Source organism: Devosia sp. (genome assembly GCF_965229025.1).
Classification (GTDB): domain Bacteria; phylum Pseudomonadota; class Alphaproteobacteria; order Rhizobiales; family Devosiaceae; genus Devosia_A.
Genome location: NZ_OZ245853.1, coordinates 2,465,182 through 2,488,018, shown reverse-complemented (window position 1 = coordinate 2,488,018; position 22,837 = coordinate 2,465,182). Strand labels below are relative to the sequence as shown.

General features: G+C 62.0%; 23 protein-coding genes. 4 read left to right on the top strand and 19 right to left on the bottom strand.

Going from position 1 to position 22,837, the window contains the following annotated elements:
* Position 1: 1 nt before the first annotated feature.
* From yjfF to ACO06J_RS12120, 19 genes are all read right to left on the bottom strand, one after another.
* Complete coding sequence (gene yjfF / locus ACO06J_RS12210) at positions 2 to 979, bottom strand: galactofuranose ABC transporter, permease protein YjfF (RefSeq protein ID WP_421760989.1); 978 nt, start codon at positions 977 to 979, stop codon at positions 2 to 4.
* On the bottom strand, positions 976 to 1,980 hold the full coding sequence (locus ACO06J_RS12205) for an ABC transporter permease (RefSeq protein WP_421760988.1): 1,005 nt from the start codon (positions 1,978 to 1,980) through the stop codon (positions 976 to 978). The genes yjfF and ACO06J_RS12205 overlap by 4 nt, the downstream gene beginning before the upstream one ends.
* On the bottom strand, positions 1,977 to 3,473 hold the full coding sequence (locus tag ACO06J_RS12200; RefSeq protein ID WP_421760987.1) for a sugar ABC transporter ATP-binding protein: 1,497 nt from the start codon (positions 3,471 to 3,473) through the stop codon (positions 1,977 to 1,979). Before ACO06J_RS12200 ends, ACO06J_RS12205 begins: the two co-directional genes overlap by 4 nt.
* 115 nt (positions 3,474 to 3,588) lie before the next feature.
* Positions 3,589 to 4,551: a galactofuranose ABC transporter, galactofuranose-binding protein YtfQ gene (gene ytfQ / locus ACO06J_RS12195; protein WP_421760986.1), complete on the bottom strand. Its 963-nt coding sequence runs from the start codon at positions 4,549 to 4,551 to the stop codon at positions 3,589 to 3,591.
* 209 nt (positions 4,552 to 4,760) lie between these two features.
* The gene (locus tag ACO06J_RS12190; protein ID WP_421760985.1) at positions 4,761 to 5,207 is read right to left on the bottom strand and encodes a MaoC family dehydratase; all 447 of its coding nucleotides are present in this window, start codon (positions 5,205 to 5,207) and stop codon (positions 4,761 to 4,763) included.
* On the bottom strand, positions 5,207 to 6,319 hold the full coding sequence (locus ACO06J_RS12185; protein ID WP_421760984.1) for an extracellular solute-binding protein: 1,113 nt from the start codon (positions 6,317 to 6,319) through the stop codon (positions 5,207 to 5,209). The genes ACO06J_RS12190 and ACO06J_RS12185 overlap by 1 nt, the downstream gene beginning before the upstream one ends.
* Positions 6,316 to 7,476 (bottom strand): CaiB/BaiF CoA transferase family protein, encoded by a 1,161-nt coding sequence (locus ACO06J_RS12180; protein ID WP_421760983.1) that lies wholly within the window; start codon positions 7,474 to 7,476, stop codon positions 6,316 to 6,318. The genes ACO06J_RS12185 and ACO06J_RS12180 overlap by 4 nt, the downstream gene beginning before the upstream one ends.
* Positions 7,477 to 7,508: 32 nt before the next feature.
* Positions 7,509 to 8,573 carry a Gfo/Idh/MocA family protein gene (locus ACO06J_RS12175; RefSeq protein WP_421760982.1) on the bottom strand — a complete coding sequence of 355 codons (1,065 nt, stop codon included), beginning with the start codon at positions 8,571 to 8,573 and terminating at the stop codon, positions 7,509 to 7,511.
* On the bottom strand, positions 8,570 to 9,409 hold the full coding sequence (locus tag ACO06J_RS12170) for an amidohydrolase family protein (RefSeq protein WP_421760981.1): 840 nt from the start codon (positions 9,407 to 9,409) through the stop codon (positions 8,570 to 8,572). Before ACO06J_RS12170 ends, ACO06J_RS12175 begins: the two co-directional genes overlap by 4 nt.
* Positions 9,410 to 9,427: 18 nt before the next feature.
* Complete coding sequence (locus tag ACO06J_RS12165; protein ID WP_421760980.1) at positions 9,428 to 10,204, bottom strand: IclR family transcriptional regulator; 777 nt, start codon at positions 10,202 to 10,204, stop codon at positions 9,428 to 9,430.
* Between the two features lie 105 nt (positions 10,205 to 10,309).
* Entirely contained in the window at positions 10,310 to 11,611 is a 1,302-nt protein-coding gene (locus ACO06J_RS12160; protein WP_421760979.1) for a polysaccharide pyruvyl transferase family protein, read from the bottom strand.
* A 93-nt stretch (positions 11,612 to 11,704) separates the two neighbouring features.
* Entirely contained in the window at positions 11,705 to 13,156 is a 1,452-nt protein-coding gene (locus tag ACO06J_RS12155; RefSeq protein ID WP_421760978.1) for an oligosaccharide flippase family protein, read from the bottom strand.
* Positions 13,153 to 14,196 (bottom strand): hypothetical protein, encoded by a 1,044-nt coding sequence (locus ACO06J_RS12150; protein WP_421760977.1) that lies wholly within the window; start codon positions 14,194 to 14,196, stop codon positions 13,153 to 13,155. The genes ACO06J_RS12155 and ACO06J_RS12150 overlap by 4 nt, the downstream gene beginning before the upstream one ends.
* A complete protein-coding gene (locus ACO06J_RS12145; protein WP_421760976.1) occupies positions 14,186 to 15,292 on the bottom strand; it encodes a glycosyltransferase family 4 protein in 1,107 nt (368 codons plus the stop codon). The genes ACO06J_RS12150 and ACO06J_RS12145 overlap by 11 nt, the downstream gene beginning before the upstream one ends.
* The gene (locus ACO06J_RS12140) at positions 15,282 to 16,409 is read right to left on the bottom strand and encodes a glycosyltransferase family 4 protein (RefSeq protein WP_421760975.1); all 1,128 of its coding nucleotides are present in this window, start codon (positions 16,407 to 16,409) and stop codon (positions 15,282 to 15,284) included. The genes ACO06J_RS12145 and ACO06J_RS12140 overlap by 11 nt, the downstream gene beginning before the upstream one ends.
* Before the next feature lie 35 nt (positions 16,410 to 16,444).
* Positions 16,445 to 16,672 carry a hypothetical protein gene (locus ACO06J_RS12135; RefSeq protein WP_421760974.1) on the bottom strand — a complete coding sequence of 76 codons (228 nt, stop codon included), beginning with the start codon at positions 16,670 to 16,672 and terminating at the stop codon, positions 16,445 to 16,447.
* Positions 16,673 to 16,989: 317 nt separating this feature from the next.
* Positions 16,990 to 17,904, bottom strand: coding sequence for a dihydrodipicolinate synthase family protein (locus ACO06J_RS12130; RefSeq protein WP_421760973.1), 915 nt, complete (start codon positions 17,902 to 17,904; stop codon positions 16,990 to 16,992).
* A 172-nt stretch (positions 17,905 to 18,076) separates the two neighbouring features.
* Positions 18,077 to 18,811 (bottom strand): GntR family transcriptional regulator, encoded by a 735-nt coding sequence (locus ACO06J_RS12125; RefSeq protein WP_421760972.1) that lies wholly within the window; start codon positions 18,809 to 18,811, stop codon positions 18,077 to 18,079.
* Positions 18,812 to 18,817: 6 nt separating this feature from the next.
* The gene (locus tag ACO06J_RS12120) at positions 18,818 to 19,753 is read right to left on the bottom strand and encodes an ornithine cyclodeaminase family protein (RefSeq protein ID WP_421760971.1); all 936 of its coding nucleotides are present in this window, start codon (positions 19,751 to 19,753) and stop codon (positions 18,818 to 18,820) included.
* Positions 19,754 to 19,867: 114 nt separating this feature from the next.
* On the opposite strand from ACO06J_RS12120, the gene ACO06J_RS12115 reads away from it, so the two are divergent.
* From ACO06J_RS12115 to ACO06J_RS12100, 4 genes are all read left to right on the top strand, one after another.
* Entirely contained in the window at positions 19,868 to 20,686 is an 819-nt protein-coding gene (locus ACO06J_RS12115; protein ID WP_421760970.1) for a transporter substrate-binding domain-containing protein, read from the top strand.
* Between the two features lie 89 nt (positions 20,687 to 20,775).
* The gene (locus tag ACO06J_RS12110; RefSeq protein WP_421760969.1) at positions 20,776 to 21,441 is read left to right on the top strand and encodes an amino acid ABC transporter permease; all 666 of its coding nucleotides are present in this window, start codon (positions 20,776 to 20,778) and stop codon (positions 21,439 to 21,441) included.
* Positions 21,442 to 21,455: 14 nt separating this feature from the next.
* Positions 21,456 to 22,115 (top strand): amino acid ABC transporter permease, encoded by a 660-nt coding sequence (locus tag ACO06J_RS12105; RefSeq protein ID WP_421760968.1) that lies wholly within the window; start codon positions 21,456 to 21,458, stop codon positions 22,113 to 22,115.
* Positions 22,108 to 22,830, top strand: a complete 723-nt coding sequence (locus ACO06J_RS12100; RefSeq protein WP_421760967.1) for an amino acid ABC transporter ATP-binding protein — start codon at positions 22,108 to 22,110, stop codon at positions 22,828 to 22,830. The genes ACO06J_RS12105 and ACO06J_RS12100 overlap by 8 nt, the downstream gene beginning before the upstream one ends.
* The last annotated feature ends 7 nt before the right edge of the window (positions 22,831 to 22,837 follow it).

The following is a 22,837-nucleotide window of genomic DNA, read 5'->3' as shown; positions in this document are numbered from 1 at the left end:
TCTACACTTTCTCGGGGGATTTCTCTCCCGGCGACGATGCCGCGAAGACCAGGCGCTGCAACACGATGAACACGAAGAGCAGAACGCCGATCACGATCTTGGTCCACCAGCTCGAAAGTGTCCCGTCAAAGATAATGTAGGTTTGCACCAGACCGAGCAACATTACTCCGACCAGCGTCCCCAGCACAAAACCATACCCACCGGTCAAGAGCGTGCCGCCGATGACGACCGCACTGATGGCATCCAGTTCCACACCGACCGCCGCCAGCGGATAGCCGGCCGACGTATAGAGCGAAAATACGATTCCCGCCAAACCCGCCAATACGCTCGACAGCATATAGATCTGGATCGTCGTCCGCGCCACCGGTACGCCCATCAGCGAGGCAGAAGTCGTGTTGCCGCCCAGCGCGTAGACAAAGGATCCGAACCGGGTGCGGTGCGCGAGCACGGCACCGAACAGGAACACCGCCACCATCAGCAGCCCCACAAGGCTCAGGCGCCCGCCCGCGGGGAGGCGGATATAGAGCGAGGATATGAGGGTGTAGAACTCGTGGTTGATCGGCACTGAGTCCTGGGTGATCACTGAGGCCCCGCCGCGCGCGAGGAACATTCCAGCCAGCGTTACGATAAAGGGCGGTACGCGCAGGTAGTGGATCACCAGACCCATGCCGGCACCGAAAACCGCCGCGACGCCCAGCGCGATGGCAAAGGCGATCAGCGGATGCACCCCGAACCAGGTGATCAGCACGGCAACGAGCACGCCGGTAAAGCCGATGACCGCGCCGACCGAAAGGTCGATGCCGCCGGACAGGATGACGAAGGTCATGCCGACAGCGGTGATGCCGAGGAAGGCATTGTCGGTGAGAAAATTGCCCAGCACCCGGGTCGACAGCATGCCGGGGAATTGCAGCACGCTCAGGCCGTAGGCGATGATGAAGATGATGACGGTTGCCGCCAGCGGCCTGAGGCTACGGTTCATTTGCCGGCTCCCTTGCGTCCACGGGCCCGGTACCAGTCCCCGACTTGCGCGGCAAAGGGCGACTGGATCAAAAGGATCAGGAAGATCATCCCCGCTTTGACCATCAGGTTGAACTCCGGGGGAAAGCCGGAGACCAGGATGCCGGTGTTCATGGCCTGGATGATCAAGGCGCCAATCACCGACATCGGGATCGAAAAGCGCCCGCCCAGCAACGACGTACCGCCGATCACCACGGCAAGGATGGCGTCAAGTTCGAGCCAGAGGCCGGAGTTGTTGGCGTCCGCTCCACGGATGTCGGCGGCAACGATCACCCCGGCGATAGCGGCGCAGAGGCCGCTGAGCGCATAGACGAGGAGGAGCAGGAGCCGGGTGCGGAGGCCCGCCAGCGTCGCGGCGGAGCGGTTGACGCCGACTGCTTCGATAAAGAGACCTATGGCAGTCTTGCGTACGAGGAGTGTCACGAGGACGAGAAGCGAAAAGGCAATCACCACCGCCATGGGGATGCCGATGAACGATCCGGTGCCGATGAAGATGAGGACCGGGTCAGAAAAGGTGACAATCGAGCCTTCGGTGATCAGTTGCGCAATACCGCGACCTGCCACCATCAGCACCAGGGTCGCGATAATCGGTTGAATATCGAGGATGGCGACGAGGAAGCCATTCCACAGCCCGCATAGCAGCCCGACGATGAGCGCGGCGCCGACCGCCACTGGGGCCGGATAGCCGGCAACCACCAGCGTCGCCGCGACCGCGCCGGCCATCGCCATAACCGCGCCGACCGACAGATCAACGCCCTTGGTGGCGATCACCGCTGTCATGCCAATGGCGAGAATGGCGACGGGCGCGCCACGGTTGAGCACGTCGATCAGGCTGCCGAACAGCCGGCCGTCCTGCCAGGTGATGTTGAAAAAGCCCGGAAACAGCACCCAGTTCAGCAGCAGCACGCCGGCAAGCGCCAGCACCTGCGTGTTGACGACGCGCGACAGCACAAACGCCCTCATGCCGCGTCTCCTGCATCGTGCGTGGCGATGGCCTGCACGATCACCCCGGGATTGATGTTCTCGCCATGCAATTCGGCGACCATCTTGCGGTCGCGCATTACGACGATCCGGGACGAATAGGCGACGACCTCGTCGAGTTCGGAGGAGATCACCACCAGCGCCATGCCGTCGTCGCGCAAACGGTTGATGGTGCGCACGATCTCGGCATGCGCTCCGACATCGATGCCACGCGTCGGCTCATCGAGGATCAGGAAGGCAGGATCGGTCGCTAGCCAGCGGGAGAGGATCACTTTCTGCTGGTTGCCACCGGAGAGCAGTTTCACCGGCATATCGAGCGACGCGGCGCGGATATCCATCGCCTCGCCAAACTTGCCGGCGATTTCGAGTTGCTCGTCGCGATTGAGCGCGCTGAACCAGCCGAGCTTGCCCTGCAGCGCTATGACAATGTTCTCGCGGACCGACAACTCGCCCAGAATGCCATCTGCCTTGCGATCCTCCGGGCAGAAGCCGAAGCCGTTGGCGATGGCATCGATGGTGTTGCGGATGGTGACGGACTTGCCGCCGATGGTGAGGCTGCCCTGATCGGCCGCATCGATGCCGAACATGGCGCGCGCCATTTCTGTGCGGCCGGAGCCGAGCAGGCCCGCTATGCCAATGACTTCGCCCTTGTGGATGGTGAGCGAGAACGGATGGACGCTGCGGCGGCGTCCGTAGCCCTGGTACTCCAGCAGTACGTCAGTGGGCGCCCGTTCAGCTTCGAGCGTCGTGGAGCCAGAAAAAGCGATGTCCTTGCCCAGCATCATCCGCACCACATCGGTCCGCGACAGGCTGGTCAGCGATCGGGTCTCAACCAGCTTGCCGTTGCGGAGGATCGTAACGCGGTCGGCGATGGCAAAGACCTGATCGAGGAAATGCGTGATGAAGACGATGGCGAGCCCGTCGCGCTTTAGGCCGGCAATGACTTCGAACAGCCGTTCGACTTCGTTGCGGTCAAGGCTGGCGGTCGGCTCGTCAAGGATCAGCACCTTGCCCGAGAGTTCGACGGCGCGCGCGATGGCAACGATCTGCTGTACGGCGACCGAATGGCTGCCAAGCTCGGTACTCGGATCGAGCTTCAGCCCGTAGCGGGCGAGGAGGACGCGCGCATCGCGATCCATCTTGCGCCGGTCGACCAGTCCGAAGCGGGTCGGCTGGTGCCCGAGGAACAGGTTTTCCGCGATCGAGCGATTGGGGAGGAGGTTGACCTCCTGGTACACGGTGCCGATCCCGTAAGACTGCGCGTGCAGCGGGTTGTCGAGGGAGACCTCGACCCCATCGACCAACACCTTGCCGCCATCTGGCTGGTAGGCGCCGGTAAGGATCTTGATCAGCGTCGATTTGCCGGCGCCGTTCTCGCCCAACAGCGCGTGCACCTCGCCCGGCAACAGTCCGAAATCGACGCCGTCGAGCGCGGTGTGCGTTCCGAACACCTTGGAAACCCTGCGGGCTTCCATTCTGAAGGCAACCTGGTCCAACTCATCCCCCCGAGATCGCCACAGCGCCGCACGTTCCTCAACGTGTATGCCCCGCCGTATGGTCCGGCGAGGCATGAGGCTAAGCCCGATCTGTTTAGTAACCCAGACCCTTGCGGCTGTCATACTCGCCCTGCGGGTTGTCCGCAGGCGTGTAGAGCTTGGACTCGGTGATGATGAACTTTGCGGGCATTGTGCCATTCTTGAGGTAGGCATCGAGCGCATCAAGGGCAGGGCCAGCCATGTTCGGGGTCAACTCGACCGTCGCATTGGCTTCGCCGGCGACCATCGCTGCAAAGATGTCGGGAACGCCGTCAATAGAGACCACCAGCGGCGAGGTGCCGGGCTTGAGGCCGGCGTCCTTCAGGGCCTGGATCGCGCCGACGGCCATGTCGTCATTGTGCGCATAAACTGCACAGATGTCCTTGCCGCCGTTTTCCGCCTTGATGAAACCTTCCATCACTTCCTTGCCCTTGGCGCGGGTGAAGTCACCCGTCTGGCTGCGGATGATGGAGATGTTGGCATGGCCCGCGATGGCGTCTTCAAAGCCCTTCTTGCGATTGATCGCTGGTGTGGATCCTACGGTGCCCTGCAGCTCAACGACCTTGCAGTCCTTGTCCTTGACGGTATCCACCAGCCACTGGCCGGCCACATGACCTTCCTTGACCTGATCGGATGCGACCGAGGTCAGGTAGAGGTCCTGAGGGGCATCGACGCCGCGGTCGAGCAGGATCACCGGAATATTGGCTTCCTTGGCTTCGCTGAGCACGTCTTCCCAGCCGGTTGCCACGACTGGCGCCACCAGGATGGCATTGACGCCCTGGGCGATGAAGCCACGGATCGCCTTGATCTGGTTTTCCTGCTTCTGCTGCGCATCGGCAAACTTCAGGTCGATGCCGCGCTTTTCGGCTTCGAGCTTGGTCACCGAAGTTTCGGCGGCGCGCCAGCCGGATTCAGAGCCGATCTGCGAAAAGCCGACCACCAGATCTGCCGCCATGGCAGTCGAGGTCAAAGCGGTAGCGAGGCTCGCCGCGATGGCGAGCTTGGTCAAAAAGGTCACGATTTCCTCCCTCAATGCCGTCGAGACGTGTTCGCCTTCGTCGGTCGCTCAGAGCTAGCAAAAGTACTATTATATGTAAAGTAGGGTCTGATGACCGTCTGCGAGGCGCCCATCCTCCCCCTCAAACATCGGATTTGCCAGAAGTTTTCGCGTGCCTTTGCACCCGGCTCGAAGGCGCGCTCGGATCGCTTCCGCAATTAAGGATGAGGTCAGACGCTCCGGCGTTGCGCCAGGTAGACGTGGTCACAGGCGAGCACGGTCTCGCCGCGCTGGTTGATCACGCGCACCTGCTCGGTGATCCGGCCTTGCTGCGGACGCTTCGGGTCAGGGTCGAGCGCAGTGATGGTCAGTTCGGTGTGGATGGTATCGCCGATGAACACTGGTTTGGGAAAACGCAGCCGTTCAAACCCATAGGTAAAGGCGAGTGGGTTGATCTCGCTCGCGGTAAGCCCGATCCCGATGGCAAACGTCATCGTGCCATGCGCGATGCGCTGTCCGAATTCGGAGGCTTTCATGAACTCGGCATCCATATGGTGCGGGAAGAAATCCCCGGTATGGCCGGCGTGCACGACGAAATCGGTCTCCGTGATGGTCCGCCCGGAGGTCTTGCGGTGCTCACCAACCTGATAGTCCTCAAAGTGCCGGGGCCGCTCCATCAGAAACTCTCCGCATAAAGCCGTTCGATGTCGGCGAGGATCGTTGCGGGAGGCACCCGATGTTGCAGCCCCGCGGTCAGCCGCTGTGCAGCCTGATCCTGAAAAGACATGTAGCCATGATGCCGTGGCCGCACGAAAGAGCGCTCGAGTGTCGTGCGCGTGGCGCGATAGAAGTCGTGCGTAGAGGCGTTCACGGCCTCTGCCTCCCAGGCCGTCGCATGGCCCGGCTGGCCGCCGGACGTCGCGTAGAGCCCGGACTGCACCGGGGCCGATGCCACCCAGTAGGCATAGTCCATCGCTTCGGCGCTGTGGCGGGAATAGGCCGAGACCGCAATGCCGGTGCCGCCCAGCGCCGAACCGCGCGCGCCGGGCAGCGGGATATCGGCAAACTGCAGCCGGTTGGCACGGAAGCCGTCGATCGCATAGCTGACATAGCCATAGCCCAGCGGCATGACGACGGCGCGAGGGGCTGCTTCTGCCAGCAACTCGGACGCCTTGATCGGGTCCATCGCGAAATCGGCAGCATCGAGATGGACGGCGACGGCTCCGAGCATCTCAATAGCTTCGAGCCCGGTCGCCGCATCCGTCAGCGGTCCGCGGCCGGTGTTGCAGGGTTTTCCCATGTTGGCGCAGAGGGTGAAAAAGCTCATCAGGCTGTGCGGCGGAAGCAAGGGGAAGACGACCTTACCCTGCTGGGCCAACGCCACGACTTCGTCCCAGGAGGCCGGCGGAGCAGCAAGATCGGGCCGGTAGGCCATCACCTGCGCCGCCGCATCGATGGGGAATGCCCACTGCCGCCCCGCATAGGTGTAGCTCGCAAATGAGCCGCCGACTGATGCTGCGGCAAGCGCCGCCAATTCTGCGCCATGGGCCGGGTCATCGAGCGGCGCGAGGCAGCCCTTGGCGGTCACTTCCCCCACGTGCGGGTGGTCGATGACGATCAGATCGTAGCGCCTGGCCAGTTCCTCCACCGGGAACATCTCGAAGTCCTGAAGGCTCCGCTTTTCCCAGGTGATGGTCACCCCGGTCTTGGCTGCCCAGCCCTCCGATGTGGCAACCATCGGATCGTAGCCGCGCGGATGGTTCCAGGTCATGCCAACAAGCTGCGTCATAGTCCGAACTCCGCGCGGATCGCTGCACTCTGTTCCCCGATCCGCGGCGCGGCCCGAGTTCCGGCGGCCCGTTGGCCATTGACCCGGATCGGCGAGCGTGTGGTGAGGATCGAGACATCGTCCTCGCGTGTAACGGTCTGCAGCATATCAAGCGCCTTGAACCCTTCGCTTTCAAGCAGTTCGGGCCAGCTCAACACCTTGGCGCACCAGATATCGGCAGGCTCGAGGATGGCCAGCCAATGTGCAGTCGTTTCGGTTTCGAGGCGCGCGGCGATAATCTGCTTGATCATATCGCGAGAGGTAAACCAGCTCTTCGGGTCGTCCCGAAAGGGGGCGAGGGCGGGCAGGGCGAAAAGGTCGGCGAGTTTGCCCAGCGGCGTCATCGCCACTGCGAGATAGCCATCGGCCGTTGGATAAACGCCGTAGGGTGCAGAGAGATAGGCGTGTGCCGACCGGAAGCCGGCTCGCTTCGGCAGCCGTCTGCCGTCGTTGAGATGCGTGGTCAGCACCTCGAACTGGAAATCGACCAATGCCTCGAGGAGGCTGGTTTCAATATGCGCCCCAGTTCCGGTGATGCCGCGCCGCACCAGCGAGGCGAGAATGCCCTGCGCCACCGCGGCGCCCGCCAGCATATCGGCAATCGCCAGCCCGAAGGGCACCGGACCCTGGCCATCATCGCCGTTGAGCCACATCACACCCGATCGCGCCTGCGCCAGAAGATCCTGCCCCGGCCGCTCGACCCAGGGGCCCTCGGTGCCGTAGCCTGTGATCGACGCATAGACGATCCTGGGGTTGATGGCTTTCACCGCCGCATACTCGAGCCCCAGCCGCTCAATCACGCCCGGACGGAAGTTCTGCAGCATGACATCGGCCTTACCCAGCAGCGTCTTCAGCGCCGCAAAATCAGCCGGGTTCTTTAGGTCGAGCGCCAGGCTCTCTTTGCTACGGTTGATGGCGTGGAACAGGGTCGAATCCCCGCCGATCTCGGTGTCGCTGAGATACAGACGGCGGCTGAGGTCGCCTCCATCCGGCCGCTCGATCTTGATCACCCGCGCCCCCAGATCCTGCAGTCGCAGCGAGGCATAGGGTCCCGAAAGGAACTGGCAGAGATCGACCACGACAAGGCCGGTGAGGGGAAGCTCGGTATCTTCAGACATGGAAAACTCGTTGGCCTGTGCCTGGGCGGCGCTCATGGCGTGGACTGGATTGGAGTTGCAGGATTGGCCGCCGATTGGAACGCGGCCTCAGCCATGGCCATAGTGTGCCAAGCGTCCTCCGCCGCCGTGACCAGCCGGTCGTCCTCACCGCTGGCATATCGTTGCAGGTTGCTCATCGTGCCGATGAACGCGTGCGGGAACCAGCGGCCCTGCAGTGGAACCTCGGTCCACTCCGCGCCGCTGGTGGTGATCCAGAGTTCGTCCGGTTCGCCTTCGGGATAGTTGAGCAGGAGGCCGAGCTTGACCATCGCGGCGCCCTTGGTGCCCTCGAAGCGAAAGCTCGCATCCTGAAAGCGCCGGCCGAAATCGTGGTTGTGGTTGATCGACAGCGTCACGCGCTGGTCGGGCGCGAAATCGAAGATCGCCGAGGTGCGGGTCTGCGCGAGATCGGTGGAGGGGTGCCCGAGCGTGCGCGCATGAACGCCGACCGGGTTGCCCATCAACGCCCGGATCGTATCGAGATAGTGGATCGAGTGCACCGCGATCTCGACCCGCGGCATGCCCTTGAGGAACGGGAACAGATGCCATGGCGTCACGAGGTTCAGATGCACCTCGACATCGATCAGCCGCCCCAAGAGCCCACGCTCCAGCGCATCGGCAGCCGCCAGCATCATTGGCGAAAAACGCAACTGAAAATTGACCGCAGCCTTCAGCGATTTCTTCTGGCAGAGCGCCAGGATGGCGCTCGCCTCCTTCAGATCGCGCCCCATCGGCTTTTGCAGCAGCACCGCGGCGCCATCGGGCAATAGCGGCAGCACATCGAGATGCGCGGCTGGGGGCAGGGCAAGATCAAAGACCGCGTCGGGGACCGAGAGCGCCTCTTCAAGACTGCCGAATGCCTGCGTCTCCCACTTCTCGGCTACGGCCCGCGCCTTGGCGGTGTCGAGATCGTACACTCCGGCGACGGGCAGGCCGGCCAGCCGATAAGCGGGCAGATGCGCGTCATTGACGATGCCGCCACTGCCGATAACCACAATGGGCTTGGGATTGGCGGGTTTGGGCCAGGCCTGGCGCAGTGGCGGGAGCGTGCCACTCATGAAGCGACGCGCCCCAGCCGGTAGATCCGTTCGGCATTGCGGTGGAAGAGCCTTGATTGCTCGTCGACGCTCGCGCCAGAAACGATCGCCTTGGTGGCATTGACCCAGCGCGTCAGATCGGCGGTCAGCGTGCAGACCGGGTGATCGGAACCCCATACGACGCGGTCCCAGCCGAAGCACGCGATGATGTGCTCGACATACGGGCGGAGCGTTTCAACCGTCCAGTCGGGCCCCGCATAGGCAATCACACCGGAAATCTTGGCGGCGACATTGGGCAGCGCCGCCAGCGCCTTGATGTCCGCGCGCCACGGGTCGAGCCCGGTGCCGGTGATGTCGGGCACGCCGCAATGGTCGAGGACAAACTGTGTATCAGGGCACTTCGCCACCAGCGCCGCGCCAAGCTTGAGCTGACGCGCTAGGACGCAGAGGTCGAAAGGCAGGCCCGCACTGCCGATGCGCCGGATGTTGTCGGCAAACAGAGGTGTTCCACTGAGCTCGTCTGGCGACGTGTGGAGGATGCGGCGGATGCCGTTGACCCCGACAATGGCTATTAGCCGCTCAAGAAAATCGGGAAAATCCGAGCTTTCGGGACGCGCCGCGGCGATCGCACCGCCGATGCGAGGATCGAGGGTCAGGACGAAACGGGTTTCGGCCTCCATTTCGGCTTCGGCAACATCCACCTCCATGTGCAGTGCGGTTTCGATGCCCAGGGGTATCGCCTCTGCAAAGTAACTCTCGGCCGTCCATTGCCGATTGAGCGCCGGCGCGCTGGCGAGCCAGGGGTAGGTCAGCCGGTCCTGATAGACGAGGTGGAGGTGTGTATCGACAATACGCATGTAGGGTTCCGTTCCGGCTCAGCCGACGACCAGCCGGTGTCGCTCCGAGACGGCACCACCGGCGATCTGAAGCAATTCAAGGGTTTGCTGCTGGCCGGGGGCCTCGGGCGCATCGAGCCGTTGCGTATAAGGGCAGGTGAGCACCGCGGTGACACTGCCGAGCGGGCCAAAGATCGGCACCGAGAGGTTGGTCACCCCCACCACCTGCCGGCTCTGCATGCTTTCGTATCCGCGCTCGCGCACCAGCTGCAGCCGCGCCTCAAGCTCCCGCGAAATTGGGTTGAGCTTCCGGGTTACCGGGTCCTCCAGCATTAGCCGGCGATCCTCCGCGGAGGCATAGGCGAGAAACACGTGGCCTGAGCCGGTGTTGACCATGCCCACCCGCGAGCCGACGCGGATTGAAACGTTCCAGTATCCAGGGCTATCCACCTGCGCCACCACCACCAGGATATTGCGGTCGTGGATGACCATGTGGATCGCCTGCTGCGAGTCCCGCGCAAACGTGCGCAGCACCGGCATCGACTGCGCCACTAGCCGCGCCACCGGCGGCGCCATATGCGCCAACTCGAACAGCTTCAGCGTCAGCTCATAGCGATCCTCAGGCGTCCGCCGCACATAGTCGCGCCGTACCAGCCGGTCGAGCATGCGGTAGATTTCGTTGGGCGTGCGATCGAGCGCCTTGGCCATCTCGGCCTGACTCAACCCCTCTACGGTCCCCGCGAGCAGCTCAAGAATATCCAGCCCCTTGTCGAGCGCAGGGGCACGGTACTTGTCGATATCATCGATACTGCTCACGCCCTCGTCCTCCCGATGGCAGGTTACCCACCAACGAATAGGATATTCATGTATGGGTGGGCAAGGGGGAAGACGCAGAGGTGCTTGCCTCACCGGAGGCGGAGGCTAGCCGAACACGGCGAAATTCTCCCGCGACATCGCCATTAGCATCGGGAGGTGGAACCGGACTGTCGCACTCAGGCTTTCCGTCTCATCGATGAACCGAATGATGCGCTGTTCGAGCAACTCCGAATGTAGAAGGTCCTGCGGCTGCACAAGCAGCCAGTCCGGAAGGTCGAAGTGTTCATAAAGTCCTTCGAATTTGCCCTGATATGTAATGCTGAGCGCCGGAACGGACATGCCGAGCGCGGCGACGGCAAGGTGCATGCGGCCTGTGACAACCCCATCCAGCAAGCCCGCTATCGCCTTCAACACAGAGGCTGTGTGCTCACCCTCAAGCAGCCGGACGACGTTGTCATTTCCCGACGAAAGGTTGGCGGCAATGGGAGCAAGGCATCGGGCATCGCGCTTTTCTTCCCGATAGTCGTGGGGCAAAAGCAGCCAGGCCACCGAGCGGCGTTCGCTGACGCGCCGCAGTGTCTGGCTCATAACTGCAATGATCTGCTCAATCTGGAGGACTGAGGCGTCCTTGATAAGCATGGGATGCACGTTCAGGCCGATGACCTTGCGCCCAGACGCCCTCGCCTCCGCGACCCATCGGGCAGTGTCAGACGGGGGTTCCCCCGGCGTCAGGCAGAAGGCGGCGTCGGTAACCAGATTTGCCTTTCGTCCACAAAACGCCTTGAAGCGGCGAAGCGAAATGGCATCGCGGACATTCAGTCTCACTTCGTCGTGCAGTCGGTCGAAGCCGGGCCGCATCAACGGGCTCGGCGACGCGTTGAGGCTAAACCCGAGCACTGTGGTGGGCACCCCTGCGCGGGCAGCAAGGTCGCACACCGCGAGTGTCTTTGTCGCGGAAACTGGATCGTAATACCCGTCCAGGATGTCTGCTCCCAGAGCCGCGACCACATCGAACTTCTGCCGATCCAGCAGCTTGGCTATGGCTCCAGGAAAATCGCCGTCTGACCAGATCTGTTCAGGGATATAGCCACGGATGCTGGCTTGCTGGCTTGCTGCTGAGGTCGAAGTCAGGGTGTGGATGGCAACGTCCGGGCCGTGAGCGCGAGCCACATCGACGCAGGCGGAAATCATTGCATCGTCGCCCAGCGATCCCGTCAGCGTGCTCGGATCGCCAGGCACAATGAGCAAGCGTCGAACGGGTTGACTGACGGCTCGAGTGCGCAACCGGAGTTTGGCCTCGTCCCAGTCGGCATGGACTCGGGCAACCATCCTCTCCGCGTTCCATTGCCGCATACCGGCCAGCGCGCTGGTCGGAACGACCTTCTTGATCAGCTGCTTGATAGTCATTGGATACCCACCGAAGAGCAAAGAAAGTCGCGTGAAGAGAGTTGTCAGGAAGGGTGCGGGCTTAGGCATTTGCTCAATAAAGTCTTGGTCGCGTCATGGCGGCGACCTTTTGGCACTAACGGCGACCCGGATACTGCCGATGACCTGCTGGCTGGCTTGCCTGAACGCAAACAGCATCACCGCTGCCCATGTTCCGATGAACACGACGACAAATGTTGGCAACGATAGATGTGGGCTCGGCACCAGTGAAGCTGCCACATAGCCAAAGAGGCTGGCGGCACCACCGGCTATCGTGGGCATCAGGAAATTAGCAGCGATTGCGCGGACCGATACGCCACACCGCTGTCGCAGCGCATAGGCGATGAAGCCGGACACGATAAGGCCTTTCAGCAACAGGCTGACTGCCACGGCATCGATGCCGAACGGCACCAACGCAATTGTCAGGAGTACCGACGCCAGAACCGACAGCAGATTTGCAGTGAGCAGATCGCGATAGTGGCCGGATGCCAGCAACGTCGGCAGTCCGAGCGTAGAGATGGTGTTGGCGAAGCCACTGAGACACGCGATCTGTCCCGCCAGTGTGGCACCGGCCCATTCGGCGGGAAAGATGTCCCCAAACAGGAACGGCAGTCCGGCGCCGGTCGCGAGGAAAGCGGGGACCGCCAATGCTGAGGCGTATTTGTGAAAGGCGACAAAGCTGCCAGCGACGTTCTTGCCCAAACGAACGTCTTCGGAAAAGGCAGGCAGCAGCAGCGACGCAGCGGGAGCTAGCGTCAGGGCAGTCACCAGCAGCATCATGTTGTAGCCCATTCGCCATAAGCCAACGGCGGCAACAGTGAGCATCGCACCAACGATGAGGTCGAAGACTCGGAGGTTCAACTGACCGAGGAACTGGGACGCGATCGATCCCGCGATCCGCCGTAGCTCTCCTACGTTGAGATCCGTCCGCTCAAGCAGGAGCGAACCGCGAACCGTGAACACCCCGATCGCGGCAGACACCGCCTGTGAAATCAGGTGGAATGCGATCAGGCTCAATGCGCTGTGCCAATTCAAGGCGATGGCGACGGCAATTGCAGCACCTGCCGCGGTTCCAGCGACCTTGCGCTGCGCCTGCATCCTGAACTGCAGCCTCCGCGCCAGAATTCCGTCTGGCACGGCAGATATGCCAGCAGCCACCACCACTAGGCTGTGGATCTGCAGCAGGTCTGCGAGTTCGGCGTCGCCCAGCCAAGTCGAAATGGCAGGCGCTGCGCTCCAGACAAGCAAGGCGAGCAAGATAGCCAGTCCGGTCGACGCCAGCGTCAGAATGCCGAACTTCCGCTCACTCTCCTCTGGCAATTGCACGATGGCATCGGAGATACCCTGCGGCACCGGCAGGGCTAAAAAGACGATGGCCATCGACAACGATGCGAGGCCGGTCTCGTGAACGCCGATGACCGGGGCCAGCGCCACCGTAAGCAAGGCGAGCGCAGCTCGATCGATGAAGCTGTAGACAAAGGCCCATGGCAGGTTTCGGATCGGCTCAAGTCGACGCGTTTCCGTCATGTTAGGCTTACCTGTTGCAGAACCTGCTGCGGGTATCTCAAACTAGCGACCCATAGGCCAGGCGAGAGATAGAGCGCCGCGGTGGTCATATGGCGAAGGTAGGAGCCGAGGTCAGGCTCGAAGATAAGCTGTGTCAACACATGCGCAGCAAACAGCAAGACCAGTAGCCTCTGCCGCGTGCCCATAACCCAGCCTCGCCCGGCGAGGACGGCGAACAGCAGTGATATTGCTGCAAGCGCGATTTCCTGAGCTCGCAAATTGGTCAACCAGCTGAAGTTCAGCCGGATGATTGCGTAGAGATAGTTGGGAACAAAGGTTTCCAGTCCATTGGGCTGCAGCAGGTTGAAGAAGGCGGTATTGGCCCCGAGCGCGTTCGACCCAACCCGCCCAACGTTGACCACATCCCGGGCCTGCTGAAATGCGGTCCAGATCTCGTTTGGAACAATAGCCAGCGCTGCAACTACGGCCAGTGTAACGTAGATGCGCGTGAGCCAGCCAAAAAGGAAAGTCAGGGCAAGGCCGCTGAAAACCAGGGCGATGATCAGGTAGTAGCTCCGAAACCCGAACCCATATCCGGCGTAAAGCAGCAGCAGGACAAGGACGCCGACCAGAGGCTGGCGCGCTCGCATCGTAACAAGGTAGCACGCGGTGACCAGGGCAAAGCTGGTCAGGTCTTTCTGGAATACACTCAGTCCCAGAATGGTCGCCGGGATGCTGATCATCTGGGCAGCTGCTGCCGAGGCCAAACTGCGAACTTGGCTGAAGAGCAGGATGAGGTAAGCCGATCCTACAAACAGGACAATGAGCGTCCGCATCCATGTAGTCGTGTTGGCGTAGATCATGGCCATCAGGGCGTAGTTGTTGCCTCCCCCCTCGATCGCACCTGATGCCAATCGCTCGATTGTCTGGTTGTCATTTTCGGCAGTAGCGACCAACGCAGCCGGACCAACTAAGACCACCACCACGAAAAAGCTCAACGCAGCAAGAAGCCCCAGATTGTGTACCAAATTGGCGCGCGATGGCTGGGCACTAACGGGCATTCACCGCCTCGTAGAGTGCGCTGAGCTTTTCGACCTGCAGCTCCAGCGTGAATTGCCGCGCAAACTTTAGCTGCCCTTGTGCACCCATCAGTCTGAGCCGCTCGCGCGTGAGGCCTGAGAGAGCGCGCGAGAGCGCGCCGGGCTCACCGACATCAACGATCAACCCGGTGATGCAATGGTCAATCAGTTCCGGATTGGAGCTCCGATCACTGGCAATAATGGGAAGTCCGGCCCGCATGGCCTCGATGCCTGTGATCGACAGCCCTTCCCACAGTGATGGAAGGACCAGAGCATCGGCTACTTTCATCGTCGCCAATACCGTCTCGCGCTTCACCCAGCCATGCAGCGTGACATTGTCCGGGATCGGCCCGAAATCTATTGCGGGCGACACCACTGGGCTGCCGCAGACATGGAACTGGATCGGCTTCCCCCTCAGCTCACGTGCCGCGTCAAGCACGTAGCTGAACCCCTTTTGCCGATCGAGGCGGCCCACGAACAGCACGTTGAGCTTGCCGTCCATCATGGGTAGATGCGGCGCGTCGCTCGCTCCGCCTGACGACGCCACGCCGTTATAGACCGTGGTCATCAGCCGTGCGGGTATGCCAAAACGCCGGCCAAGACTCGTCTCATGATCGGAGACGGTAATGATGGAAGTGGTGACCAGGCTCAGCAGCCGTTCAACAGCCGCAAACGCTGCCTTTCTGGGTGCTGCGGCATCGGCCGCAAATGACCACCCATGCGGGCAATAGACGACCTTGCCGGGCTGCAGCGGCAGCATGAGCCGCAGCAAGCGCACAACGCCGCCTGCGACCGAGCTGTGGAGGTGAACAATCTTGGGACGCCGGCTTGCGATCAGTCTGCGCGAGGCTGAAAGCAGATGCCAGGCGGCTCGAGCGTCGCGCCGTTCCCGCTCGAACGTGACGACGCAACTATCAGGGATCGAGGCGACGAACTCGCGGTGCTGGCGAGGGACCAGCACGACGACGTTCTCCTTGCCGTAGCGTCCGATCTGGTGCCTCACGACGTCTTCAACATGTGAAGCGATGCCGCCAATCAACGTCTCAGCGACATGCAGCACCTGAACCTCACTTGCCATTGAGGACGCCCTGATACATCCAGGAAATCTGCGATGCGGCTTCGGCAAAGGAGGTGGTGGGCTCAATGGGCAAAGCCCCGCCTGGCCCCTTGGAGGCGTGCGCAGCGATCAGCGCCCCGGCAAGCGAAGAAGCGGACCCAGCGGCGAAAAGCCAGCCTCCAGGTGGCGCGATCTCGTCGCGGAAGCCCGGCAAGTCCGAGGCTACGAGTTTCAGCCCAAACGCGCGACCAATGGAGGGCAGGGCTGATTGGGTGACTTGGGTGTAGGGCAGCACCAGCGTGCCCGCCTGCTCAAGCAGTTGCGCCACCTCGGGGTCGCTCAAGTAGCGATTTTCAAGGCGCACTCGGGTTCCCAGAGCGCCAATCTTCGTGCGCAAGGAAGGCGATAGCGGCCCAGGCCCCGCGATGGTTAGGGTGATTTCCTCAGGGGTCTGCCCAAGCGCATCGAGCAGGGTATCGAGGCCTTTGTAAGCCTCGACACGACCGAAAAAGAGCAAGCTTCCGCTGCGTGGAAGCCCTCGGCGGAAGCGGAGATAGTTGTGGGCGATATCGGCATGGGGGATGACGCTGATCTGCACATCCGAACCCAGCCGGCGCAGAACCTGTGGAACCTGAAACGATTTGTGCACATGAATAGCGCGCGCCCGGCGCATGGTATGCAGGGCCAGTATTTCATTGGCCTTGTCGATCGGGCTGCCCACATGGGCAACAGGATCGTGGACTGTCACGACGAGCGGTATCCCGGCCCTGGTCGCGAAAGCGGAGACGGCAAGGCAGTAAGGATAGCCCTCGCCGTTCAGGATGTGGATCAGGTCATAGCCACCCTGCGTCACCAGCCGGCGCAGCTTAAGATACGTTTGGGGGGCCAGAAAATGCAGCAGTTTGCGCAGGCGCGAACTGGCTTGCGGCGCGATGGTCAACTGCCGAAAGGGGAGGTCAGGTTCCTCGATCCGGTCCAGAACCAGAACCGACACCTCGACATGTGCGCTCAGTGCCTTGCACGTATCGAGGACATAGGGCCGCATCGAAAAGCGGGTTTGCGGAGCCACCAGCAGGACCTTGGGCACAACACTTGCCGGACGCCCAGTCTTTGCTGCCGATGCCGAAGAGAGCGTCATGATCTGCTCCGGTCGAGTGGGTGTGTCGAGGAGGTTCAATAGCGACGGGAGTGTCGTGGGCGATGGCCGTAGAAAATTGTCAGTCCATGCTCGTCTGCTTGAGCTTCAAACTCACCAGCAAGTTGAATGGTATCGATGGTCTCTTCGACAATGACGTCGCGCGCAAACACCACTCGCACCGCAAGGGCAGCGTCAGTCGGTGTAATTGTGATTATTTTTTCGAGATCGTTGTTGAGCTGAAACGAATATTGCTGAGCGCTCAATTGACGACCCCTGAACCAAGGCAAGTCTCGCCCATTCTCAGGGTTGGCGACTAGTTAGTAGGTTTCCGGACCCGCCGATGGTCGCTGCGCCGACCCACGCTCACGGCCGATCGTGAGATCAGCACGCCTCTAGGCTGTCGCGCCACCGGCCCAGCACCCAGTCGCCTGGACCCAGTCATGCACCAACGTCAAAATTGGATCACCCAGTGGAGGTGACCAAGTTCGACTGGTGCTGCAGTCACATCAAAAGCGGCGGGCAGGCACAAGCCGCGTCACAGAATGCGGGCATCGTGCCCGGGAACGCAGGCAGAGACGACCTACAACCCGTATTTGCCAAGGTCCGGGCGGGTCCGCAGGCCAGCTTCGGTTACCGTAGTCACATGGGCCAATTCTTCCCCGACCAGCGGCAGGCGTGGGGCGCGGGTCACGGGCGACGTGCCGCGGACCAGATGTTCGACCAGCTTGATATTCTGCACGAACTTGGGCCCGATATCCATGTGCAGCAGCGGCAGGAACCAGCGGTAGATTTCGAGGGCCTCGTTGATCCTTCCGGCCTGGACTAGCCGATAGATCGCTACGGTCTCCTTGGGAAACGCCACGACGAGCCCGGCGATCCAGCCAGTGCAACCAAGGATCAGGCTTTCGAGCGCCAGGTCGTCCACCCCGGTCAGCAACTGATAGCGGTCGCCAAGCGCCGCGATCGTCTCATTGATGCGACGCGTGTCTCCGGTCGATTCCTTGATTGCTGCGAACTTGGGTTCATCGGCCATCTCAAGCAGCATCTCGGTGCTGATATCGATGCCGTATGCGATAGGGTTGTTGTAGACGATCATCGGCAGGCCCGAAGCTGCCGCGATCGTCCGGTAATGGGCCACAACCTCCCGATCATCAGCCAGATAGCGCATGGCGGGGAGCACCATGAGCCCCTCGCAACCGATGCGTTCGGCCTCGGCCGCAAGCGCGGCACCGTTCCGGGTTGAGTCTTCGGCGATGGTCAGAAGCACCGGGACGCGCCCTGCTGCAGTCTCGATCGCGGCTTTGGCGATCGCGATCTTTTCCACCCGCTCGAGGCTGCTGGCTTCGCCCAGCGACCCGCATACGATGATGCCATCGACGCCAGCATCGATCTGGAAGGCCACGTCCGCCTTCACGGCCGCAAAGTCGACCTCCTGATCCGCAGTCATCTTGGTGGTGATCGCGGGCAGCACGCCGCGGAAGTCGCTCTTTTGCATCTGGCATCCTCGTCGCGCTTCAAACGCGATGTTCAGGGCTGGCCCCCACAAGGGCCGACGAAACACCGGCTCTTTTAGCGCGACTTGTGATTGTCGGCAAGTTGTCGACAATGCTGATTTGATTCCTGGCCGCGAGTCATCGTCACCTCTGCAGTGCAGCGACCGCGAGTGCCTACTTGCCGTAGTCGACCGTCAGATCGCGCGAGTTGCGCTCGCCCATGTAGCGCAGGAACCGCTGGTGAACCTCTTCGGCATGCTCATGGGCAAGCCGCTCGGCCAGCGCTTCATCACCCGCAGCAATGGCAGCAATCTGCGCGTCATGGGCGTCGCAGAGGCTCTCGGGCAGGGTATCGCCGTACGAGCGGAAGTAGAGCCGCAAGGTCCTCCGGCCCTCATCGAGAATGCGGCGATAGGTGTCGGTGAGGATCCGGTTGCGGCCGGCTGCCGCCATCGCGAGATGCAGCGTCGCGTTTTGCCGGATCATCCCCAGCGCGTCGTTGGCCCGCACATGAGTGCGAAACTCCTCGTTGGCGGCGCGGATGGACACGAGGTCCGCGTCGGAGTGATGGCGCGCCGCGAGGCGGAACACCGCACGCTGGATCAGGTCGAGTGCATCGACATAGGCGGGAAACTCGTCAAGGTTCAGTGGCGCGACCACCGTGCCTTTGTTGGGCACCGTGACGACAAGACCTTCTGCGGCAAGCCGCACCAACGCTTCACGTACCGGCGAGCGAGAGACCTCGAACCGGTCGGCGAGGTTTGATTCGTCGATCAACTGGCCAGGCCGTAGCTCCATCGACAGAATCTCGTCGCGCAGCCGCTCGAACACCAGGATCGCACCGAACCCGTGGGCGCGCTCCCCGGAACGGGGCTCTGGCTTGCCTTTTACTGCTGACCGTATCGCCATGGATCGTCAGTCCTCGCTCTCATCGGACGCGACCAGCCGGGCCGCCGCCAAATCCTCTATCGCCGCGCCTACCGATTTGAATAGGGTGATTTGCGCGGAGTTAGTTCGCCCCGCATGCGCGCCCGTCGCTAACGCGGCGAGATCAGCGACGACGTCACTCCACTCAAAGCGTTGTTCCCGCTGCGCCTGGATCAGATCCCCGGCCTCGACCTTGGCGCCCCCCAGGGTATCTATAAACACGTTGGAGCGCGCGACGGCTTCAGCATCCGCCTCCCGCATCTCGGGCGTGAACGCGCCGACGAGATCAAGATGGGTGCCGGCGCGGAGGCTCGTGCCTGCAATGAGCGGAACTTTGGAGAGAGTTGCAGCAGAAATGATGTCCGCCGCGCCTACAGCGCGATCGATATCGTCCACCAGTTCGCCTCCGACCGCATCGGCAAGCGCCTTGGCCTGCTCGGGACGGCGGGCCCAGACGAGGACGCGGGAGATCGGCCGGACCGTACGATGCGCTTCGACCAGAAGCCGTGCCATGCGCCCGGCCCCCAGCATGAGCAGTGTTGAGCTATCCGGGCGCGACAGGATGCGCGACGCCAGAGCCGACGTTGCGGCCGTCCGGCGCGCCGTCAGCGTGCCGCCATCAATCAGCGCGCGGAGCTGACCTGTGCGTCCGTCGAAAAGCACATAGGCGGCGCTGACTGCCGGCAGGCCGACCAGCCCGTTTGACGGAAAAATATTGGCAAGCTTGACGCCATAGATCTCCCCTTCGATCCAGGCGGGCATGAGCAACGCGGTCGCGTCCTCAGCGCCGGGTACGGCGATGCTGTGGATATGCCGGTCAGGGGCAACATGTGGCGACGCAAAGGCTTTTTCAATCGCTGCGAGTAAGCCCGGCCAGGGCGTTGCCTCTGTCACTGCGGCGGCATCGTAGCTGCGAAACGTCATGAAATCCGGCCTCTTGCGACCTGCTTGCCACATTGCATACAGTTTGCCTACTATACCTCATGGATGCCGGCAATCCTGCCGTGAAGTCATCCTGAAGGACTGGGGAGTAAACGAATGAAGTGGACACCGCTGGTTGCGACAGCAGCCTTCCTGACCATGCTCACGGTACCGCCGGCTTTTGCTGACAAGCTTGACGACATCATTGCTTCCGGCACGCTTCGCTGCGCCGTCGTGCTCGATTTCCCGCCGATGGGTTCGCGCGATAAAGACAACAATCCGATCGGCTTTGACGTCGATACCTGCAATGACCTCGCCAAGGCGCTTGGCGTCACCGCAGAGATCGTCGAAACACCGTTCCCGGATCGTATTCCGGCCCTCGTTTCCGGCCGTGCCGACGTTGGCGTTGCCTCGACCTCGGATACGCTGGAACGCGCCAAGACCATCGGCTTCTCGATTCCCTACTTTGCGTTCACGTTCAATGTCGTGACCCGCAAGGACACCAACGTCGACTCCTATGAGAGCCTCAAGGGTCACAAGGTTGGCTCGACCTCGGGCACCTACGAAGCCATCCGCCTCGAAGCCGATGTCAAAGCATGGGCGGACGCAGCCGGTTCCTTCCAGGCCTTCCAGTCGCAGGCCGACGTCTTTCTTGCGCTGTCGCAGGGCGCCATTGACGGCACTGCGGTGACCTCGACCGTCGCCTACGCCACCGCCAATGATCCTAACTTCTCCAACCTCAAGGTCGGCGGCGCAGCCCCCTATGCCATCGACTACGTGTCACTGATCTCGCTCCGCGAAGAATATGGGCTGATCAACTACCTCAACCTGTTCGTGAACCAGCAGGTCCGCACTGGCCGCTACAAGGAACTCTATAACAAGTGGATCGGGCCGGGCGAGCCGCCGAACCTCCTGGTCCCGGGCTCCTACTACTAAAGCCGCAACTATTTGCCGGGGGGCGCCCAAGGGCGCTCCCCTTCTTGGTGACACCGTGATTTGATCGGCCGATCGCGGGGTGGGGAACGATGTTCAAATACACCTTTCATTGGCGACCGGCGTTTCAAGCGCTGCCGCAACTGCTCGAAGGAGCGCTGGTCACGCTGCAGCTTGCGCTGATCTCGATGCTTATTGGCGTCGCGCTAGGAGTGATGCTGGCACTGATGCGCAACTCCAGGAGCCGCGTCCTGAATTTTATCTCTGCCGCCTGGGTCGAAATTGCCCGCAACACCCCGGCGCTGTTCCAGATCTACATGGCATATTTCGGTCTCGGCCAACTGGGCATCCACATCGGCAGCTTTGCGGCACTCTTGGCAGGGATCACCTTCAACAATGCGGGCTATCTCGCCGAGACCTTTCGCGGCGGGCTGAGGGCAGTCCCGATGACGCAGACGAGAGCCGCCCGCTCGCTCGGCTTTTCCGCACCCGATGCCTTTCGGCTGATCGTGTTGCCGCAGATGTTCCGCGTGGTCTTCTACCCCATGACCAATCAGGCCGTCTGGGCCATCCTGATGACCTCACTCGGCGTGGTGGTGGGCCTCAACAGCGACCTGACCGGCGTTACGCAGGAACTCAACGTCCTGACGTTCCGTACCTTTGAGTATTTCGCCATCGCCGCGGTGCTCTACTACATGATTGCCAAGGCCGTCACCCTCGGCGCTCGCCTCATCGGCTGGCGCATGTTCCGCTACTAGGGGGGGCGCGCAAAATGGGCTTCAAGACCGCAATCACCTTTAACGACCTCCTTTTTCTCGCCCAGGGCGCCGGATGGACCCTGATGATCACCGCTATCGCGGTGTTCTTCGGCACAATTCTGGGCGTGATTTTCGGCGTCTACCGGGCCGTCGTTCCCTGGTGGGCTAGCGTCATCCTCGGGTTCCTGCTCGATGTCTTCCGCTCGGTCCCGCTCCTGATCCAATTGGTGCTGGTCAACTCGCTGGTCCCGATGTTCGGGCTCAAGCTCTCGCCCTTCGCGGTCAGTTGCATCGTGCTGTCGCTCTATACGTCGGCCTATTGCTCGGAGATTGCCAAGGCCGGTGTTCAGGCGGTTCCGGTCACCACCCGGCGCGCCGCTCGCTCGCTGGGGATGACCTGGTGGCAGGACATGACCGAGATCGTCTATCCGCTCGCCCTCCGCGTCATGCTGCCGAGCTGGATCGGGCTGACGCTGGGCGTCATGAAGGACACTGCCTTGGTGGGCTGGATCGGCGTCATCGAACTGCTCAAAAGTTCGCAAATCCTCGTCACCCGCATGCAGAACGAGCCGCTGTTCATCCTCATGATCGTCGGCCTCATCTACTTCGTCATCAGCTTCCCCATTTCACGCTGGGGCGCCCAGCTTGAGCGCAGGTTCCGCGAAAATGATTGAGATCGACAACGTCAGCAAAAGTTTCGCAGCGCTCAAGGTCCTGGACGGCGTGAGCCTTACCGTTGAAAAGGGGCAGGTTGTTTCCATCATTGGCGGCTCAGGCTCAGGCAAATCGACCCTCTTGATGTGCATCAACGGGCTCGAGCCCATCCAGGGTGGTCGCATTCTCGTCGACGGCACGGAAGTCCATGCCAAGACCACCGACCTCAACAAGCTGCGCCGCAAGATCGGCATCGTCTTTCAGCAATGGAACGCCTTCCCGCACCTCACCGTTCTGGAGAACGTCACGCTGGCGCCCCGCAAGGTGCTGAAGAAGTCCCGCGACGAAGCCATCGTAATCGCCGAAAAGCAGCTCGAGCATGTCGGGCTGCGCGACAAACTGAACGTCTATCCGGGCAAGCTCTCGGGCGGCCAGCAGCAGCGCATGGCCATCGCCCGGGCGCTCGCGATGGAACCGCAATATATGCTGTTCGACGAGGTAACTTCGGCCCTTGACCCGCAACTGGTGGGCGAAGTGCTCGACACCATGCGCCTCCTGGCGCGCGAGGGCATGACGATGATCCTCGTCACCCACGAGATGGGTTTTGCCCGTGAGGTGTCCGATCGGGTCGCCTTCTTCAAGGCCGGCAAGATCCACGAGATCGGCACCCCAACCCAGATATTCGAGAACCCCCAGACGCCCGAGACGGCGGCATTCCTCAACTCCGTTCTTTAGGCCTCCG

Excerpts from the sequence above, each read along its gene's own strand:
- ACO06J_RS12125 (WP_421760972.1), bottom strand. The coding sequence starts at position 18,811 with ATGGCGATACGGTCAGCAGTAAAAGGCAAGCCAGAGCCCCGTTCCGGG.
- ACO06J_RS12110 (WP_421760969.1), top strand. The coding sequence starts at position 20,776 with ATGTTCAAATACACCTTTCATTGGCGACCGGCGTTTCAAGCGCTGCCG.
- ACO06J_RS12120 (WP_421760971.1), bottom strand. The coding sequence starts at position 19,753 with ATGACGTTTCGCAGCTACGATGCCGCCGCAGTGACAGAGGCAACGCCC.
- yjfF (WP_421760989.1), bottom strand. The coding sequence starts at position 979 with ATGAACCGTAGCCTCAGGCCGCTGGCGGCAACCGTCATCATCTTCATC.
- ACO06J_RS12145 (WP_421760976.1), bottom strand. The coding sequence starts at position 15,292 with ATGGCAAGTGAGGTTCAGGTGCTGCATGTCGCTGAGACGTTGATTGGC.
- ACO06J_RS12185 (WP_421760984.1), bottom strand. The coding sequence starts at position 6,319 with ATGACGCAGCTTGTTGGCATGACCTGGAACCATCCGCGCGGCTACGAT.
- ACO06J_RS12205 (WP_421760988.1), bottom strand. The coding sequence starts at position 1,980 with ATGAGGGCGTTTGTGCTGTCGCGCGTCGTCAACACGCAGGTGCTGGCG.
- ACO06J_RS12200 (WP_421760987.1), bottom strand. The coding sequence starts at position 3,473 with ATGGAAGCCCGCAGGGTTTCCAAGGTGTTCGGAACGCACACCGCGCTC.
- ACO06J_RS12175 (WP_421760982.1), bottom strand. The coding sequence starts at position 8,573 with ATGAGTGGCACGCTCCCGCCACTGCGCCAGGCCTGGCCCAAACCCGCC.
- ACO06J_RS12105 (WP_421760968.1), top strand. The coding sequence starts at position 21,456 with ATGGGCTTCAAGACCGCAATCACCTTTAACGACCTCCTTTTTCTCGCC.
- ACO06J_RS12160 (WP_421760979.1), bottom strand. The coding sequence starts at position 11,611 with ATGACTATCAAGCAGCTGATCAAGAAGGTCGTTCCGACCAGCGCGCTG.
- ACO06J_RS12115 (WP_421760970.1), top strand. The coding sequence starts at position 19,868 with ATGAAGTGGACACCGCTGGTTGCGACAGCAGCCTTCCTGACCATGCTC.
- ACO06J_RS12130 (WP_421760973.1), bottom strand. The coding sequence starts at position 17,904 with ATGCAAAAGAGCGACTTCCGCGGCGTGCTGCCCGCGATCACCACCAAG.
- ACO06J_RS12180 (WP_421760983.1), bottom strand. The coding sequence starts at position 7,476 with ATGTCTGAAGATACCGAGCTTCCCCTCACCGGCCTTGTCGTGGTCGAT.
- ACO06J_RS12170 (WP_421760981.1), bottom strand. The coding sequence starts at position 9,409 with ATGCGTATTGTCGATACACACCTCCACCTCGTCTATCAGGACCGGCTG.
- ACO06J_RS12150 (WP_421760977.1), bottom strand. The coding sequence starts at position 14,196 with ATGCCCGTTAGTGCCCAGCCATCGCGCGCCAATTTGGTACACAATCTG.
- ACO06J_RS12100 (WP_421760967.1), top strand. The coding sequence starts at position 22,108 with ATGATTGAGATCGACAACGTCAGCAAAAGTTTCGCAGCGCTCAAGGTC.
- ACO06J_RS12155 (WP_421760978.1), bottom strand. The coding sequence starts at position 13,156 with ATGACGGAAACGCGTCGACTTGAGCCGATCCGAAACCTGCCATGGGCC.
- ACO06J_RS12190 (WP_421760985.1), bottom strand. The coding sequence starts at position 5,207 with ATGGAGCGGCCCCGGCACTTTGAGGACTATCAGGTTGGTGAGCACCGC.
- ACO06J_RS12140 (WP_421760975.1), bottom strand. The coding sequence starts at position 16,409 with ATGACGCTCTCTTCGGCATCGGCAGCAAAGACTGGGCGTCCGGCAAGT.